This is a genomic window from Kribbella sp. NPDC051587, from assembly GCF_044453945.1.
Classification (GTDB): domain Bacteria; phylum Actinomycetota; class Actinomycetes; order Propionibacteriales; family Kribbellaceae; genus Kribbella.
In genome coordinates this window covers 1,022,058-1,038,568 of the sequence record NZ_JBITDE010000002.1, presented here as the reverse complement: position 1 = coordinate 1,038,568, position 16,511 = coordinate 1,022,058, and the positions used below count along the sequence as shown (strand labels likewise).

General features: G+C 68.4%; 14 protein-coding genes. 8 read left to right on the top strand and 6 right to left on the bottom strand.

What is annotated here, in order from left to right:
- Positions 1 to 47: 47 nt before the first annotated feature.
- A complete protein-coding gene (locus ACIA49_RS11340; RefSeq protein WP_391546946.1) occupies positions 48 to 1,160 on the top strand; it encodes a citrate synthase 2 in 1,113 nt (370 codons plus the stop codon).
- On the opposite strand, the gene ACIA49_RS11335 is transcribed toward ACIA49_RS11340, so the two are convergent.
- Complete coding sequence (locus ACIA49_RS11335) at positions 1,157 to 1,933, bottom strand: helix-turn-helix domain-containing protein (RefSeq protein WP_396376997.1); 777 nt, start codon at positions 1,931 to 1,933, stop codon at positions 1,157 to 1,159. The genes ACIA49_RS11340 and ACIA49_RS11335 overlap by 4 nt on opposite strands.
- Before the next feature lie 45 nt (positions 1,934 to 1,978).
- Between ACIA49_RS11335 and ACIA49_RS11330 the strand changes: the two genes are divergently transcribed.
- The 3 genes from ACIA49_RS11330 (at position 1,979) to ACIA49_RS11320 (ending at position 6,584) form a co-directional block, all read left to right on the top strand.
- Positions 1,979 to 2,815, top strand: a complete 837-nt coding sequence (locus ACIA49_RS11330) for a phytanoyl-CoA dioxygenase family protein (protein WP_396376996.1) — start codon at positions 1,979 to 1,981, stop codon at positions 2,813 to 2,815.
- Between the two features lie 91 nt (positions 2,816 to 2,906).
- Positions 2,907 to 4,034 carry a phosphoserine transaminase gene (gene serC, locus ACIA49_RS11325; protein ID WP_396377186.1) on the top strand — a complete coding sequence of 376 codons (1,128 nt, stop codon included), beginning with the start codon at positions 2,907 to 2,909 and terminating at the stop codon, positions 4,032 to 4,034.
- A gap of 111 nt (positions 4,035 to 4,145) precedes the next feature.
- Positions 4,146 to 6,584, top strand: a complete 2,439-nt coding sequence (locus ACIA49_RS11320) for an excinuclease ABC subunit UvrA (protein ID WP_396376995.1) — start codon at positions 4,146 to 4,148, stop codon at positions 6,582 to 6,584.
- A gap of 243 nt (positions 6,585 to 6,827) precedes the next feature.
- On the opposite strand, the gene ACIA49_RS11315 is transcribed toward ACIA49_RS11320, so the two are convergent.
- From ACIA49_RS11315 to ACIA49_RS11305, 3 genes are all read right to left on the bottom strand, one after another.
- Positions 6,828 to 7,910, bottom strand: coding sequence for a hypothetical protein (locus tag ACIA49_RS11315; protein ID WP_396376994.1), 1,083 nt, complete (start codon positions 7,908 to 7,910; stop codon positions 6,828 to 6,830).
- Entirely contained in the window at positions 7,907 to 9,187 is a 1,281-nt protein-coding gene (locus ACIA49_RS11310; protein WP_396376993.1) for a class I SAM-dependent methyltransferase, read from the bottom strand. The genes ACIA49_RS11315 and ACIA49_RS11310 overlap by 4 nt, the downstream gene beginning before the upstream one ends.
- 72 nt (positions 9,188 to 9,259) lie before the next feature.
- On the bottom strand, positions 9,260 to 9,625 hold the full coding sequence (locus tag ACIA49_RS11305; protein ID WP_396376992.1) for a hypothetical protein: 366 nt from the start codon (positions 9,623 to 9,625) through the stop codon (positions 9,260 to 9,262).
- A 175-nt stretch (positions 9,626 to 9,800) separates the two neighbouring features.
- On the opposite strand from ACIA49_RS11305, the gene ACIA49_RS11300 reads away from it, so the two are divergent.
- Entirely contained in the window at positions 9,801 to 10,388 is a 588-nt protein-coding gene (locus tag ACIA49_RS11300) for a helix-turn-helix domain-containing protein (RefSeq protein ID WP_396376991.1), read from the top strand.
- A complete protein-coding gene (locus tag ACIA49_RS11295; RefSeq protein ID WP_396376990.1) occupies positions 10,385 to 11,680 on the top strand; it encodes an MFS transporter in 1,296 nt (431 codons plus the stop codon). The genes ACIA49_RS11300 and ACIA49_RS11295 overlap by 4 nt, the downstream gene beginning before the upstream one ends.
- Here ACIA49_RS11295 and ACIA49_RS11290 read toward each other — a convergent pair.
- Both ACIA49_RS11290 and ACIA49_RS11285 read right to left on the bottom strand, forming a co-directional pair.
- Positions 11,610 to 12,737: a hypothetical protein gene (locus tag ACIA49_RS11290; protein WP_396376989.1), complete on the bottom strand. Its 1,128-nt coding sequence runs from the start codon at positions 12,735 to 12,737 to the stop codon at positions 11,610 to 11,612. The two genes, ACIA49_RS11295 and ACIA49_RS11290, sit on opposite strands and share 71 nt — an antisense overlap.
- A 134-nt stretch (positions 12,738 to 12,871) precedes the next feature.
- A complete protein-coding gene (locus tag ACIA49_RS11285; RefSeq protein WP_396376988.1) occupies positions 12,872 to 14,212 on the bottom strand; it encodes an FAD-binding oxidoreductase in 1,341 nt (446 codons plus the stop codon).
- Positions 14,213 to 14,435: 223 nt separating this feature from the next.
- Between ACIA49_RS11285 and ACIA49_RS11280 the strand changes: the two genes are divergently transcribed.
- Both ACIA49_RS11280 and ACIA49_RS11275 read left to right on the top strand, forming a co-directional pair.
- Positions 14,436 to 15,539 (top strand): LuxR C-terminal-related transcriptional regulator, encoded by a 1,104-nt coding sequence (locus tag ACIA49_RS11280; protein ID WP_396376987.1) that lies wholly within the window; start codon positions 14,436 to 14,438, stop codon positions 15,537 to 15,539.
- The gene (locus tag ACIA49_RS11275) at positions 15,536 to 16,510 is read left to right on the top strand and encodes a LuxR C-terminal-related transcriptional regulator (protein WP_396376986.1); all 975 of its coding nucleotides are present in this window, start codon (positions 15,536 to 15,538) and stop codon (positions 16,508 to 16,510) included. Before ACIA49_RS11280 ends, ACIA49_RS11275 begins: the two co-directional genes overlap by 4 nt.
- Position 16,511 lies beyond the last annotated feature (1 nt).

Below are 16,511 nucleotides of genomic sequence, written 5' to 3'. Positions count from 1 at the left end.
GGAGAACTATGCTGCCTGGGCGCCGCCGACCAGGACGAGGGAGTGGTATGTCAGATCCGAAGACCGAGGTACAGCACGGGCTGGAAGGCGTGATCGCGTTCGACACGCAGATCGCCGAGCCGGACAAGGAGGGGTCGGCGCTGCGGTACCGCGGCGTGGACATCGAGGACCTGGTCGGCCGGGTGCCGTTCGAGAACGTCTGGGGCCTGCTGGTCGACGGAGCGTTCACCCCGGGCCTGCCGCCTGCGGAACCGTTCCCGCTGCCGGTGCACACCGGTGACGTGCGGGTCGACGTCCAGTCGGCGCTGGCCATGCTCGCCCCCGCCTGGGGACTGCGCCCGCTGTACGACATCGACGACGTACAGGCTCGTGAGGACCTGTCCCGCGCCGCGGTGATGGCGCTGTCCTACGTGGCGCAGGCCGCACGGGGTACCGGGCAGCCGATGGTGCCGCAGCGTGAGGTGGACAAGGCGCAGACCATCACCGAGCGGTTCATGATCCGCTGGCGTGGTGAGCCCGACCCCAAGCATGTGAAGGCGGTCGACGCCTACTGGACGTCCGCGGCCGAGCACGGCATGAACGCCTCCACGTTCACCGCCCGGGTGATCGCTTCTACCGGCGCCGACGTCGCGGCTGCCCTGTCCGGTGCTGTGGGTGCGATGTCCGGCCCACTCCATGGTGGTGCACCGGCCCGGGTACTGACGATGATCGAAGGGGTCGAGCGGTCTGGTGACGCGCGCTCCTACGTGAAGGGTCTGCTGGACGCCGGTGAGCGGCTGATGGGCTTCGGTCACCGCGTGTACCGGGCCGAGGACCCGCGGGCGCGCGTGCTGCGTCGTACGGCGCGTGAGCTGGACGCACCGCGCTACGAGGTGGCCGAGGCGCTGGAGCAGGCCGCACTGGCCGAGCTGCGCGAGCGGCGGCCGGACCGGGTGCTGGAGACCAACGTGGAGTTCTGGGCAGCCATCGTGCTGGACTTCGCCGAGGTACCGCCGCCCATGTTCACGTCGATGTTCACCTGTGCACGGACTGCCGGCTGGAGCGCCCACGTGCTGGAGCAGAAGCGCACCGGACGGCTGATCCGTCCGTCGGCGATCTACTCCGGCCCGGGCACGCGTCCGGCCGACTCCATCGAGGGCTGGGACCCCAACTGGGCCTAGTGCTCCTGACTGGGATTGCGGCCAGTGCGTTGCTTGTACTGGCGGCTGAAGTAGGGGACGTCGGTGTAGCCGAGAGCGGTGGCGGTCTGAGTGACCGTCATACCGCTCTCGGTCAGGAGCTGGTGGGCGCGGTCGATGCGCGCCTGGATCAGGTACTGCGCCGGTGACATCCCGAACTGCTTGACGAACCGCCTGCTGAACTGCGCCCGGGACAGTGCGGCGTGGTCGGCCATCTCGGCCACGCTCCAGTCCCGGCCAGGGTCCTGACGGAGCTGCCTCGCCACCTCGTCGATCACCGTGTCCGTCGCAGCCCGAGTGGGGTGCTGCACGGCGTCCCAGATCAGTCCGATCATTTGCTCCAGGCACAGCTCGGCTTGCCTGCGCCCCAGTGCGTCACCACGCCGGTACGACGAATCGCTCGTCCGCGCGAGCGCGTTGAGCAGCTCACGATCCATGACGTCGCCCCAGCGCGGTTGCGGGACCACGCCGTACCGGCTGGTCTCGAAGTGCATGCCGAACACGAGGAGCCGTCTGCGTGGGTCGTGGGTCGCTCGTGGCGCGTCACCTGGCTGGAAGACCGCGCACACCCCCGGCCTGAGGTCCTGCTGGCTGCCGCCCAACTCCAGCTGGCCACGGCCGTCCAGCACGCACCAGAGCAGGTGGTCCGACAGTTTGGGCGACACCCAGGACCAGTTCGGCTCGCAGCGCCAGAAGGTCGGCGGCGACAGCCGGGTCAGCGGTAGTGGATGCAACAAAAGTCCAACTCCTCGCATGGATCTTCCGTGGCTCACCCCCATTCTGGCCTGAAGAATTGAGTCATGATGAGTGATTCGTTCAAGCAGGAGTTCGAGCGGGACGGCTACACGCTGGTGCGCGGGCTGTTCGGGGCCGATGAGGCGGAGCGGCTGCGCGAGCACTACATGGTGCTGCGGCACCGCGGGTCGTACGAGGGTGACGACGCCGGTGTGCAGACCGGCGGCCGTGATCCACTGCGGCGGTACCCGCGGATGGGTCAGATGCACCGGTGGGACGACGCCTCGTTGCAGTGGCTAACCGACCCGCGCATCGACCAGGTGATGACCGGGCTGCTGGACAGGTCGCCGTACGCGGTGCAGACGATGATCTACTTCAAGCCACCGGGCTCACGCGGGCAGGCGCTGCACCAGGACAACTTCTATCTCAAGGCCGAGCCGGGGACCTGTGTGGCGGCCTGGATGGCGCTGGACCGGGTCGACGAGGCGAACGGCTGTCTGCAGGTCGTACCGGGTAGCCACCGCTGGCCGATCCTGTGCACGGAGAAGGCGGACACCAAGGTCAGCTTCACTGACGTGACGGTGCCTCTGCCAGCGCCGGATGCCGCCGTACCGGTCGTGATGGAGCCGGGCGACGTGCTGTTCTTCCACGGCGCGCTGGTGCACGGGAGTGCACCGAACGTGACCGCTGACCGGTTCCGGCGGGCGCTGATCGGCCACTACATCCAGGGTGAGGCTGAGAAGGTCGCCTCCTACTACCACCCGGCGCTGCGGATGGACGGGACTCCGCTGACGCTGGACGTGGCCGAAGGCGGCGGGGCGTGCGGTGTGTGGGAAGACGGCCCGGACGGTCCGGTCGCCGTACTGACCGGGACTCAGACGATCAACCGCAAGCACGAGTGAGACCCGGGGTGGACCCGGTCGGGTGATGTGGGAAGATGTGGATGCTGACAGCGTCGTCGGCCTAGGTACTGCCAGACGACGAAGGGAACCGCTGGTGACCAGCGACATCGTTCTTCCTGCTGAGCTCAAGCCCGTCGACGGCCGCTTCGGCGCCGGACCGTCCAAGGTCCGCCCGGAGGCTGTCGCCGCTCTCGCGACCGAGGGCGCCAAGCTGCTCGGCACCTCGCACCGCCAGGCCCCGGTGAAGAACCTGGTGGCCCGCGTGCAGCAGGGTGTGTCGGACCTGTTCCAGCTGCCGGACGGGTACCAGGTGGTGCTCGGCAACGGCGGCTCGACCGCGTTCTGGGACATCGCCACGTTCGCGCTGATCCGGGAGAAGAGCCAGCACCTGAGCTTCGGTGAGTTCTCCTCGAAGTTCGCCAAGGCCGCGCAGCTCGCCCCGCACCTGGGCGACCCGACCGTCGTCAAGGCCGACCCGGGCACCCGCCCGGTCGCGGTGGCCGAGGCCGGCGTCGACCTGTACGCCTGGCCGCACAATGAGACCTCCACCGGCGTGATGGCCCCGATCAAGCGGGTCGCGGGGGCCGACGAGGGCGCACTGGTCGCCATCGACGCCACGTCGGGCGCCGGCGGCCTGCCGGTCGACATCGCCGAGACGGACGCCTACTACTTCGCCCCGCAGAAGTGCTTCGCCTCGGACGGCGGTCTGTGGATCGCGATCCTGTCCCCCGCGGCGCTCGCCCGGGTCGAGGAGATCACCGCCTCCGGCCGCTGGATCCCGGCGTTCCTGGACCTCGCCACGGCGATCGACAACTCCAGCAAGAACCAGACCTACAACACGCCGTCGCTGGCCACGCTGTTCCTGATGGCCGAGCAGACCGACTGGATCAACAGCCAGGGCGGCCTGGAGTGGAGCGTCGCCCGCACCACCGACTCCAGCAACCGGCTCTACACCTGGGCCGAGAAGTCGGACTACGCGACGCCGTACGTCACCGACGCCGACGCCCGCTCGCTGGTCATCGGCACCATCGACCTCGACGACTCCATCGACGCCGCCGCGGTCGCCAAGACGCTGCGCGCCAACGGCATCGTCGACACCGAGCCCTACCGCAAGCTCGGCCGCAACCAGCTCCGCGTCGCCATGTTCCCGGCGGTCGACCCGGACGACGTCGAGAAGCTCACCCAGTCGATCGACTACATCGTCGACAAACTGCGCTGATCGTTGCTTTCGACAACCGCCGGCAGTTTTTATCGGCGGTTGTCCTAGTGGTCCGTGCCTGGGCGCCGCATACGTCAAGGAACTTTGGACACGGACCACTAGCATGGCCGCATGCACTGGGGCGAGGAGATCGCGGTTCGCGGGGCTCGGGTTCACAACCTGAAGGACGTCTCCGTCGACATACCGCTGCGACAGCTGGTCGGGTTGACGGGGGTCTCCGGTTCCGGCAAGTCGTCGCTCGCGCTGGGTGTTCTGTACGCCGAGGGCTCCCGCCGGTACCTGGAGGCCTTGTCGACGTACACGCGTCGTCGGCTGTCGCAGGCCGCTCGCGCTGACGTCGACGCCGTGGATGGGGTGCCGGCGGCGATCGCCCTGCACCAACGGCCGGCGGTGCCGGGCGTGCGCAGTACTTTCGGTACGGCGACTGAGCTGCTGAACTCGCTGCGGTTGATGTACTCGCGGCTGGGTTCTCACCTGTGTCCACAGGGGCACCGCGTCGCGGCGACGATCGAGATCGCGTCCACGGGACAGCTGACGTGCGCGGTCGACGGCCAGCGGTTCGCCGTACAGGGGGCTGAGGATCTTGCCTTCAACGGCGATGGCGCCTGCGAGACCTGCGGTGGGACGGGCGAGAGTCGGCAGATCGATCAGCGCACACTGGTGCCGGACGAGTCGCTGTCGATCGCGGATGGGGCGGTGGCCGCGTGGGGTTCGTTCGGTGCGGGGCTGTTGCCGCAGGTGGTTGCGCAGTTGGGGGTGCGGACCGACGTAGCGTTCCAGGAGCTGACCGCGGCTGAGCGGGAGACGATCCTTCACGGCGACGAGACGAAGCGCACAGTGATCGTCACGAGCAAGAAGGGCAACGCCTTCGAGCTCAACGCGACGTACCGGAACGCCAATCGGGTGGTTCAGGACGCACTCGACAACGCGCAGAGCGAGAAGACGGTCGCGCGACTCGACCGGTTCGTGCGGGTGGCGTCGTGCCCGACGTGCGGTGGTTCGCGGCTGAGTGCTCGGGCGCGGTCGGTGCTGCTGAACGACGTACCGCTTGATGTTCTGTCGTCGTGGAGTCTTGTTCGGGTGGCGGACTTTGTGCGTTCGCTCGAGGTGCCGACCGAACTCGCGTCGATGGCTCGGCAGATCGCCGGCGCGTTCCTGCCGACCGCTGAACATCTGTTGGGGCTTGGGCTCGGGTATCTGTCGCTCGATCGCGCGTCGCGCACTTTGTCGACTGGTGAACTGCAGCGGGTGCAGCTCGCGCGGACTCTGCGCAGTAGTGCGACGGGATTGCTCTATGTGCTGGATGAGCCATCCGTCGGGCTGCATCCGAGCAACATCGACGCGCTGATCGACGTCGTACGGCGGTTGGTCGCGACCGGGAACTCCGTGGTGCTCGTGGATCACGACGTCCGGGTACTGCGGCATGCGGACTGGCTGGTGGAGATCGGTCCGGGCGCTGGTTCGCACGGTGGCGAGGTCGTTGCTGCAGGCACCGTTTCTGCGTTGGAGGCTGCTGATACTTCGCTGATCGGGGGGTTTCTGAGTGGGGCCGAGCCGGTGGTGGTTCGGCCACGAGTGCCTGCTGCGGAGACGTTTGCGCATGGGCGTGTTCGGCTGGAGACTTCGCCGTACTTCACGTTGCAGGAGCTGGTGGCCGAGTTTCCACTGCGTCGCCTGACGGCGGTGACGGGCGTATCCGGCTCTGGCAAGACCACGCTGGTCCTCGACAGTCTCGCTCCTGCCTTGCTTGGCTCAGAGCCCGCGCATGTACGGCGGTTGGACAGCGGGGGCATCGAACGCACGGTCGTGGTCGACGCAGCACCGATCGGACGTAACGTGCGCTCGACAGTAGCGACGTACAGCGGAATCCTTGATGACCTGCGGCGCGCCTACGCGGCAGCATCACCCGATCTCACGGCAGCGGATTTCTCCTACAACACCGGCAGTCTGCGGTGCCCGCAGTGTGAGGGGACGGGGCAGATCTCGCTCGACGTCCAGTTCCTGCCCGATGTCGACATCCCGTGTCCGCTGTGCGGCGGCACTCGCTACAGCCCTGCCGCCGATGCGGTGGAGATCGACGGTCTCACCCTCCCCCAGGCTCTCGCGCTCACTATCGTCGAGGCCCGCGCTGTCTTCCCACGCCTCCGGAAACTCCAGGCCCGGCTGCGCACGCTCGACGAGATCGGCCTCGGCTATCTGATCCTCGGCGAAGCCACCCCGGCCCTGTCCGGCGGCGAGGCCCAACGCCTCAAGCTCGTCGCCGACCTCGAGAAGCCCCAGTCCAACACCCTCTTCATCTTCGACGAGCCCAGCGTCGGCCTCCACCCGGCCGACATCCGAGTCCTGCTTGGCGTTCTGGACCGCCTCATCGACTCCGGCGCCACCGTCATCGTCATCGAACACGACCTCGACCTGATCGCCAACGCCGACCACGTCATCGACCTGGGCCCCGGCGCCGGCACTGATGGCGGCCGCATCGTCGCCGCCACCACCCCCGACAACCCGCCATCGCACCCCGACAGCATCACCGGCCGCTACCTGACGCCCTAGCTCCCGAGCCCTGACGTCCGAAGACACGCGGACGGTGGTCTGCGTGTCTTCGGACGTTGGCGATCGCCGTGCACAAGGTCGCCCGGCCGGTGCACTTGAGCCCGTCGAACAGCGTCTGGTCGGGTGGGTGGCTGACCGGGTGTTGGGGGGTGCACCCTCTGCGGTGGGCTTGAACAAGTTACGACCTGTGCACGCCCCCGGTTTCTTGTTCACGGCCCCAACTGGTGGGGGGTGAGGGTCGGGTCAGGCGGAGTGGCGGCGGCGGGTGGGGGTGGCGGATTGGCCGGTGAGGCGGGCGTTTTCGGCCATGCGGTCGAGGCGTTCGCGGCGGCCTGGGGGGAAGGTGAGGACGGTGATGACGAGGGCGAAGAGGGCGGCGCCGATGATGATCCAGCGGAGGTTGTGGTTCTTGTCGGCGGCGCCGGCTCCGGCGTCGGCGGTGGTGGAGCCCTTGGGGGGTGCTGAGGAGGCGGGTGGGGAGGCCGCGGCCTTCTTCGCGGGGACCTGGACCTGGTAGACGGCCGAACTGGAGTTGCCGCCACCGACGAGGACGGCGTTGTCGGCGGAGGCTTCGGCGACGGATTCGCCGTCGGCGGCGGGGAGCGGGGCGCGGGCTGCGAGGGTGGGGGTGTCGCCCCACGCGACGGTGGCGACCTCGGTGGAGGTACGGAGGACCGCGCGCTGGCCGTCGGGGAGGAAGGTGCCGTCGGTGAAGATGCCGGTGGGGGCGGGGGCGAGTTTGGTGAGTTTGTTGGTGCCTTCGCGCGACGGGGTGGCCGGGGTGGCGTAGATGGCTGCGCCCTTGGCGGCCTTGGTGACGATGAAGAGCTGGTTGGTCTCGGGCTGGACCAACAGCGTCTCGGCGTCGTGCGCACCGTCGGGGTAGGTGAAGTCGTACCGGTGGTAGCGGACGTTCTCGGCGTCCTCTAGGGCGCCTGGTTCGGGGATCGTGTAGATCTCGATCATGTCCCGGGACTTGGTGTTGTCGCCGATGTCGGCGATGTAGATCGTGCCCTCGCGGTCGACCGCGACCGCCTCGACGTCGCGGACGTCGGCTTTGAAGCGAAGGGTGACCTTGATGTCGCCTTCGGTGTCGACGCCGTAGACCCGAGCGGTCTCACCGGCGTCGCTCACCGTCCAGTAAAGGCGTTCGTACTTCTGGCTCTTCGCGAGCCCGGACGAACCCTTCAGCCGGCTGTCGCTCATCGTGAAGAGCTTCTTCGGCGCGGCCGGCGTCGGGTCCGCGGCGACGGCGGGCAGCGCGGCGGCGGCCAGCGTGAAGCAGGACGCGGCGACCAGGGCGAGCGCCGTACGGAGGAGCTTCACGCACCCACCTCCGGCGCCGACTGCCCAGCGACGGCAGGTGGCGGCAGGAGCAGCTCGGCCAGTCGCGGTGTGACCTGCCACTCGGCGATCAGCGACGCGTAGTCGGACTCGAGGTGGGGGGTGACCGCGGCGTTCGTCCGGGCGGCTCGGAGCAGCAGGTTGCGGGGCGTGTGCTGGCTGTCCACGAACTGCACGACCTCCACTCGGTACCCCACCTGTCGAAGGACCGCCGCCCGGAGTGAATCTGTCAGGACGTCGGCGAACCGCTCACGAACGATGCCATACCTCGTCATCAGAGAATAAGGCGCCGGTGGTGTGACGCTCTTCAGCTGCTTTTGGATGTCGTGATGACAGCACGGAGCTGCGAGCACCAGCGGAGCCTCCCACTGGACCGCCCGCGCGAGCGCGTCGTCGGTGGCGGTGTCGCAGGCGTGCAGGGCCAGTACGACGTCGGGCCGGATGTCGAGCTCCGCCGCCTGGATGGTGGCATCCACGAACCGCAGGTGGTCCTGCCAGCCCAGCGCCGTCACCACCCGCGTGTTCCGCTTCCGCGCCGACGGGTTGTGGTCCACACCGGTCGTCCGAACATCGTGCCCGGCCGCGGTCAGGAGGTGATGGGCCGCCAGCGTGAGGTAGGCGTTGCCGCAGCCGAGGTCGACCACCTGGAGTGGTCGGCCGGTCGCGATCCGGCCGGCCGAGATCGCCTCGTCGAGGGCCGGCGCGAGCAGCTTGCAGAACTCTTCGATCTGCTTGTACTTCGCCTGCCGGGACGGCTTCACCCGGCCCTGGTGGTCGCTGATCCCGAGCTCGATCAGGAACGGCGCCGCCGGGTCGAGCACCCGTTGCTTCACCCGGTCGTGGCCGGTCGTCTGCTCCCGGCTCTCCGCCTGCCGGTGCAGCAGCTCCTTGCCCTTCTTGGTGTAGCGCAGCCGCAGCGTCTCGGTCGTCGTCTCGACATGCCACGTGCCGTAGGGCAGGGCCAGCAGCTTGTCGACCGCCTCCAGCACCTCCGGACCGACGAAGTTCCGGGTGTGCGCCTGACGCTCGTCGAACTCGGTCAGCTGGAGGTGACGCTGCCCCTTGAGGTCGACGTAGCGCAGCTCCAGCCGCTGGTACGGCGGTTGGTCCAGCCCACGGCGCCGGCCGGACGCGACCGCGCGCACCAGGCCGGTCCGGTCCAGGACGGCAGCGCGGATCGCCTCCCACGCCCCCATCTCGCCGACCGCATCCACGGTCGACGCATCGGGGGTTCCGGCCGAATCCACCTCTGCCTGCATCGCGCCATTGTGTCCGACGCCTCCGGCTGATCACAAAAGGGTCTCGTCGGCAGCGGGTGACGACCGCTCTGCTCACAGCAGCTTCTGGTCTTCCAACAGCAGTCCGAGACCCCGCAGCCGGGTCGCGATCCCGCCTTCCTTCCGGCCCAACGCGTCGATCAGCTCACGCTTGCCGGCACCGTCTCGGAACATCTCGGTCAGCAACTGCTCGTCCTCGGCGGTCCACGGCCGGAACGCGTTCGGATGGTTGCGGCGGGCCTCCTTGATCTTGCGGGTCATCGAGCGGCTGTCCAGCAACTCCAGGGATCGGATCCGCGACTGGCGGTGCCGGCCGACCTCCTCGCCGTCGCGCCAGAACACGACGGCTCCGTCGTCGAAGGTCATCAGGTCGGCCGGGACGTCGCAGTAGTCGGCGTCCTCGAGCATCACTCGCAGCATGGTTGGTCTCTCCGTGTCGTGGGCGGCGGTCTGCCGCCGTCGGCTGTGTCACCAGAGAAGATGCAGCGATTCCGACCCCGCCCGGCCACCGAATCCGAACCTGTGGACAACCGTTCGCAGAATCAGTTTGCAAAAACTCTTTGCAAACTGTCTTTGCAGTCCTAAGCTCGTCTCCATGAGCGACGAGAGCAACACCCCCGACGACCAGGTCGTGCGGCTGGACCGGAGCCTGGTGCGGGCGCTCGCGCACCCGATGCGGAGCCGCGCGCTCGGCCTCCTGCGCGTCTACGGACCGCAGACGGCCACCACGCTGGCCAATCGGCTCGGGGTGAACACGGGCGCCACCAGCTACCACCTTCGCCAGCTGGCCGAGGCGGGTCTGGTGCTCGAGGACGACAGTCGCGGCAATGCCCGGGACCGCTGGTGGAAGGCCGCACACCAGTCAACGTCGGTCGACGTACCGCAACTGCTGGAGGAGGAGCCCGAGCTGACCATGGGCTTCCTGCACGGCGTCGGCCAGGCCTACGCGGAGAACATGTTCGCGTTCATCGACTCCCTGCAGACGATGCCGCCGGAGTGGAAGGAAGCCAGCCTGCTGTCCGACTACACCTGCCATCTGCGCGCCGACCAGCTCGAGGACCTGAAGGGCGAGCTGCTCGCTGTGCTGCGCAAGTACACCGTCACCGACCTCACCGCGCCCCTCGCGGACGGCGAGGAGCAGGTCACCGTCCAGATCCAGGCCTACCCGCGGGAGACACGATGAGTACCACGACGAGTACGCCGTACCGGGCGCCGCTGGTCGCCTATCTGATCGCCAACGTGGTGTCGATCTGCGGGACCCGAGTGAGTGCGATCGCGATCCCCTGGTTCGTGCTGATCAGCACCGGATCGCCCGTCAAGACCGGTGTGGTCGCGCTGGCCGAGGCAGCCCCGCTGGTGATCTCCAAGGTCGTCGGGGGTCCGTGGATCGACAGGCTCGGCGCTCGCCAGGTCAGCATCCTGGCTGATGTGGCGAGCACCGGTGTGGTGGCACTCATCCCGCTGCTGCACACCCTGCACCTGTTGTCGTTCCCGGTCCTGCTGGCGCTGGTCGCGGTCGCCGGAGCGCTGCGCGGCCCAGGCGATTCGGCGAAGGGGACCATGGTCCCCGAGATCGCCAGCGCGGCGAAGGTGCCGCTGGAGCGGGTCACCGGCCTGTCCAGTACGACGGAACGCCTCGCCACGTTCATCGCCGTCGCGGTCGCGGGTGCTCTGATCACGCTGGTCGGTGAGGTCAACGCGCTCTGGGTCGATGCCGCGTCGTTCGGTGTCTGCGCAGCACTCGTCTACCGGTGGCTCCCCCGCCGGCGGATCCAGACCGAGAAGGCGACGACGGACGAGCCGAGCTACGGCCAGCGTCTGCTGGACGGCTGGCGGTTCCTGCGCGGCGACAGGCTGATGATGCCGCTGGTGCTGATGATCGGCGTGACGAATCTGCTGGACGCTGCCGTCGGTGCGGTCTTCCTGCCGGTCTGGATCAAGAACCATGGTCTCGGCCCTGGACACACGAGCCTGGTGCTCACCGCGTTCGGTGTGACCGCCACTGTGTGCGCCTTGCTCGCGTCGGCGATCGGACACCGGATGCCGCGGAAGGCCGTATTCATCTGGGCGTTCCTGATCTGCGGTGCACCGCGCTTCATCGTGATGGCACTCGACGGGCCGCTGTGGACCCTGGTGGCCATCTACGCCGTCTGCGGTATCGGGGCCGGCTTCATCAACCCTGTCCTGAGCGCACTGTTCATCGAGCGCATCCCGCCGCACCTGTTCGGCCGCGTCAACTCGTTGTCCTCCGCAGTCGCCTGGGCCGGCGTGCCGCTCGGCGGCCTGTTCGCCGGAGCAGCGATCGCTGTGATCGGTATGGCGCCCGCACTGCTACTGGCTGGAGCCCTGTTCTTCACCGCGACCATGTCACCGGTGCTGTTCGGCCGTAACGAGAAGTGGCGGATCACGCCGGATCTGCCGGGTCCTCAGGAAACCGCGGTGCCGACGGATCGGGTGGCAGTCCCAGCGGCGTAGTCGCTGTCGGCACGATCCCGGTCGGGTTCTGCTTCGCCAGCTCCTCCTCACGCTGCATGCGGTCGCGCTCGGCACGCAGGAGCCCCAGCATCACCAGGTCCAGCAACATCCCACCGGCCGCCGCGAACTGCGTCAGAGCGAACTGGAAGACCTGAGTCATCAGCAGCGACACCAGCACCGCCAGCTCGAACAGCCGGACCGCCCGGGCCCGGTTGCCCTTCCGCAACTGCCGACCGCCCCGCACCGTGAACGTTGCCGACAGCAAGCTGCCGGCGGTCACCCCGAGCACCGACAGCTGACCGAGTCCGCGACCGGCCACGATGGCGATCGTGATCGCACCGACCGCCTGGATAGCCAGTACGACGACGGCAACCGTGGCAGCCTTCGGATGTGTGGCCAGCCGCTCGAAGCCGCGCTGCAACGCCCGCCACCCCGCATCGACCGGTGCCGCCAGCTCGACCTCGTCAGCCGGGCAGGCGTCGAGCAGGGCCTCGGTCTCCCGGCGGCCCTGTACGTCGGACCCGACCTCGTGGAGCAGCTCCGAGGCCTGCGCCCGCCGCTGCCGCGACAGTCCGCCCGCGACTCCCTCGACCGCGTGGTCGATGACGTTGGCCAGCTCCTCGCGCGGGTCGATCGGCCGCCGCGTCGAGAGGAAGCGGCTCCCCAGCACGATCAGCACGAAGGCGACGTACACGATGGCCGCGGTCGGCTTGTAGAAGTAGTTGTTGTCCGAGGTGACGAACTTCCCGACCTCGTCGATGAACAGCCCGAACCCGACCCCGCCGACCAGCGCGGCGGCCGGCCGGACGACCGGACCGACGTACCCGAGCAGGAGCGAGATCGCGATCAGCATCAGCACCCCGCCCGGCAGCACGTGCGCGATGTGCAGCCCCTTGCCGCCGATCTGCGGGTAGCCGCTCAGGCTGAGGAACAGCCGCGTGATGAGCACCGTGGCCACACCGGAGACCACGAAGGTGGTCAGATGCTCACCCGACCGGACATTGCGGACCAGGCCCGCCCGCATCAGGTACGACGACCGCGTGGTGGTGGGGGTCATGCGTCGGAAGGTTAGTTCACTTCACGAGGGCTGCGACGATCACCATGGCGACGAGTGCCACCAGAACGAGCGTTACCACCATGCGGCGTGTGCGGGGATCCACCGGCCCAGGCTAATGGACCCCCACTCGGTGCCTAGCAGGGCAGGGGGTAGTTGCCGGTCAGAGTGCCCACCGGATCGACCCGCTGCTTGATCTCGCGCAGCCGCGCCAGGTCCGGCTCGGTGAAGCAGTCCTGTAGCGATCCCTGCGTGGACAGACCGGACGGCGGCAGGTCACCCGCGTGCCACGCAGACACTGCTTCTTTCAGCGCACCCAGTGCCTGCTCGGCTGAGCCCACCAGCTCTGGCACCGGCAGGATCGAGGCAGCCAGCAGCATGTACTGCGCCGCCGGGTCGGCCGCTGCGATGCCGGGGTGGATGACGTCGTCGCTCGCCCGCAGATGCCGCAGCTGCACCTGAAAGATGAGCGACGGCTGACCGGCGTACTCGAGCAAGGTGTCGATCAGCTCCGGTGTGACCTCATCGAACGTGCTGGTCATCAGAGCGATCGCCGCCGGAGTGACCGGTTCCTGTGTGATCCGCACAACCCCGCTGGCCTCCAGCGGACCCATCGTGTCGACCAGCACTGTCCCGGCAGCCCGGATCGGCTCCAGCGCTGTCGCGAGCGCCTCTGGGTCGTACGGCGCTGCTCCGTCGATCATGCAGAACGACTTGCCCCGGACGGTCTCCGGCAGATGCATCGCCGGCGGGTAGTGAGTCAGATAGGCCCACAGCGTCACGTGCTCCGGCGCCTCCAGCGTGGCCTTCCCGTACGCCGCCAGTACGGCGGGCGCCTGGTCGACCGGGAACATCAACCGCCCACCCACGATCGCCGGTGCCGGATGCAGCTCCACCTCGACCGACGTGACCACGGCGAAGTTGCCGCCCCCACCACGCAGTGCCCACATCAGGTCCGGGTCAGTGGAGTCGTCGATCCATCGGCGGGCCCCAGCCCCGTCGACGATCTCAGCAGCCCGCAGACTGCCCGCTCCGGACCCGTACGGGCGGGCGAACCAGGACAACCCGCCGCCGGTGCAGTACCCGACGACGGAGATGTCCCCGTTCGACCCCGGCAGACCGGTCAGCCCCGTCCCGTCCAGAGCGGTCTGCAGCGTCCCCCACCGAACTCCGGCCCCCACCCGAGCGATCCGGGCATGCGAATCCACCCACACGTCGTCGAGCGCGTTGGTGCGGACGACGATCGTGTTGTCGAGCGCACGGGTTGCGCCGTGTCCCCCTGCCTGCGCAGCGACCTTCAGGCCGTGCGCCGCGGCGAATGCCACAGTGTGCTCGACATCGCCCGGCCCGGCGGCCTCAACGACGGCCAGCGGCTGCTGGTCGACGGTCAGGTTCCAGGCCGGCCGCACCGTCCCCCAGTCCGGGTCGGCCGGTGTCACCAGCCGCCCGGTCAGTACCTCTCGGAGTTCCTCGATCATGGGTAGAAGCCTCGGACAGCGGCTCTCTGGGCGGTATCCCAGTTTTCTGGGTTGTTCACAGCGTTCGGTACGCACCGGCGGTCACGGCGGCCGGGCAGCTCGGATTCCTCATGGCTCCACGGTGGCCCGATCGGGCAGACTCCGGTATCCCACAAGCCTGGGATGTTTCGGTCCCAGCTTTCTGGGATGCCAAGGGGTCCCTGCGGGAGTCACACTCGATTTTGTGCAGACCTACCACGCGGAGTCGGCCAGAGCCGGGCTGCAAGCGGCTGCTGGGGCTGGGTTGTGTTGGGAGGACTTCTGTCTGACTGCGGCGGAGCTGCTGGAGCGGGCCGTTCCCAACGACGGCATCTGTCTGGGGCCGGCGGATCCGGCGACGAGTCTGTTGGTGGGGCGGGTGAAGACCCGGATGTCGGATGTCGACGAGCTCGGGTTCCTGGCGCACGAGTACGGCGTCGATGACATCAACCGCTTCTCGGACCTGGCGCGCCGGGAGGTCGGAGTGAGCGTCCTGTACGAGGCGACGCAGGGCCGGCCGGAGCTCAGTACGCGGCACCGGCTGATGCTGGCCGGGTCGGGCCTGGAGCATGAGATGCGGGGGACGCTGCGGTCCGACGCCCGGATGTGGGGCTTCTACACGATCTACCGGCATTCCGGCCGCACCGGTTTCTCTCCGGCGGAGGCCGAGTTCATGCATCGCCTCGAGCCGGTCATGGCGACAGGCCTGCGGCGTGGGCTGATCAGCGCGGACGTCGACCGGCAGCAGCGCTCGCAGGGCGCGGCCGTGGTGATCGTCAACGCGGCGGACCAGGTCGTCTTCGCGACCGACGCCGCTGAGGAGCGGGTTGCCGAACTGGGTGGCGCGATCTGGTCGCGGCTACCGGTGTCGGTCAAGGTTGTGGTCACTGCCGCCCGCGGGATTCCCGGTCAGGCGCCGCAACTGCCGCAGGTCCGGCTGCGCACCCGGTCCGGTCAGTGGGTGTCGGTGCATGCTGCCCCCGTCCGCGGGCCGGACGGTGTGACCTCCGACATCGCAGTGACGATCGAGAACGCCGGTGCGGCGGCGATCATCCCGCTGGTCGTGGCGGCGTACGGTCTGACCGAGCGGGAGCGCAGTGTCGTCCAGCAGGTGCTCGCCGGCGCCAGTACGACGGAGATCGCGCGGCGGCTGGTGATGTCGCCGTACACGGTGCAGGACCACCTCAAAGCGGTCTTCGACAAGACCGGTGTCTCCAGTCGGCGTGAGCTGCAGTCCCGGATCTTCTTCGAGCACTATGCCGGCCGCATGGAGAACGAGATCGACGTCAACGGCTGGCTGGCCGAATGAAGACGTACCGGGCTGAGGCGGCGTACGCGGGGCTTGAGTCGGCGGCTGATGCCGGGCTGCGGTGGGACGACTTCTGCCGGGCCGCTACCGAGCTGTTGGCGCAGGCGATTCCGTTCGACTCGATGTGCATGGGTACGTCGGACCCGGCGACCAATCTGTTGTGTGGGGCGGTGATGCACGATCTGGACGAGCTGACGACGGATGAGTTCGTCGGGGCCGAGTACGGCGACCCTGACTACAACCACTTCGTGGACCTGGCGCGGCGGCCGGTCGGGGTGAGCATTCTGGCCGAGGCTACTGAGGGACAGCCGCAGCTGAGCCGCAGGTATCGGGAGTTCCTCACCAGGGTCGACATCCCGCATGAGATGCGCAGTCCGCTGCGGTCCAGCGGTCGCATGTGGGGTGTGGTGACGCTGTACCGCAACACTGGGCGCAGTGGGTTCTCGCCAGGTGAGGCGGCGTTCATGCATCGGGTGGAGCCGTTGCTGGCGCGTGGATTGCGGCGTGGGCTGATCGTCGGGGACCTGCAGCGCGCGGAGCGGTCGGCGACTGCTGCGGTGGTGATTCTGAATGCCGCGGATCAGGTGGTCTCAGCGACCGATGCTGCCGAGCAGCGGTTCCGGGAGCTCGCTGGTGATCTGTGGTCGCAGCTCCCGGTTGCGGTGCGGAGTGTGGTGGCTGCGGCTCGAGGTGTTGCTGGGCAGTGGGTTCCTGAGATGCAGGTCCGTAGTCAGGTGGGCGAATGGCTGACTGTGCATGCTGCCGGGGTTCGTGGTCCGGAGGGGTTGACCACGGACATCGCGGTGACGATCTCACCAGCGGGGCCGGCTGAGATCATCCCGCTGGTGGTGGCGGCGTACGGGCTGACCGAGCGGGAGCAGGACGTCGTACAGCAGGTGCTCGCTGGAGCCAGTACGGCGGAGATCGCGCGGCGGCTGCATCTGTCGCGTACACGGTCCAGGATCATCTGAA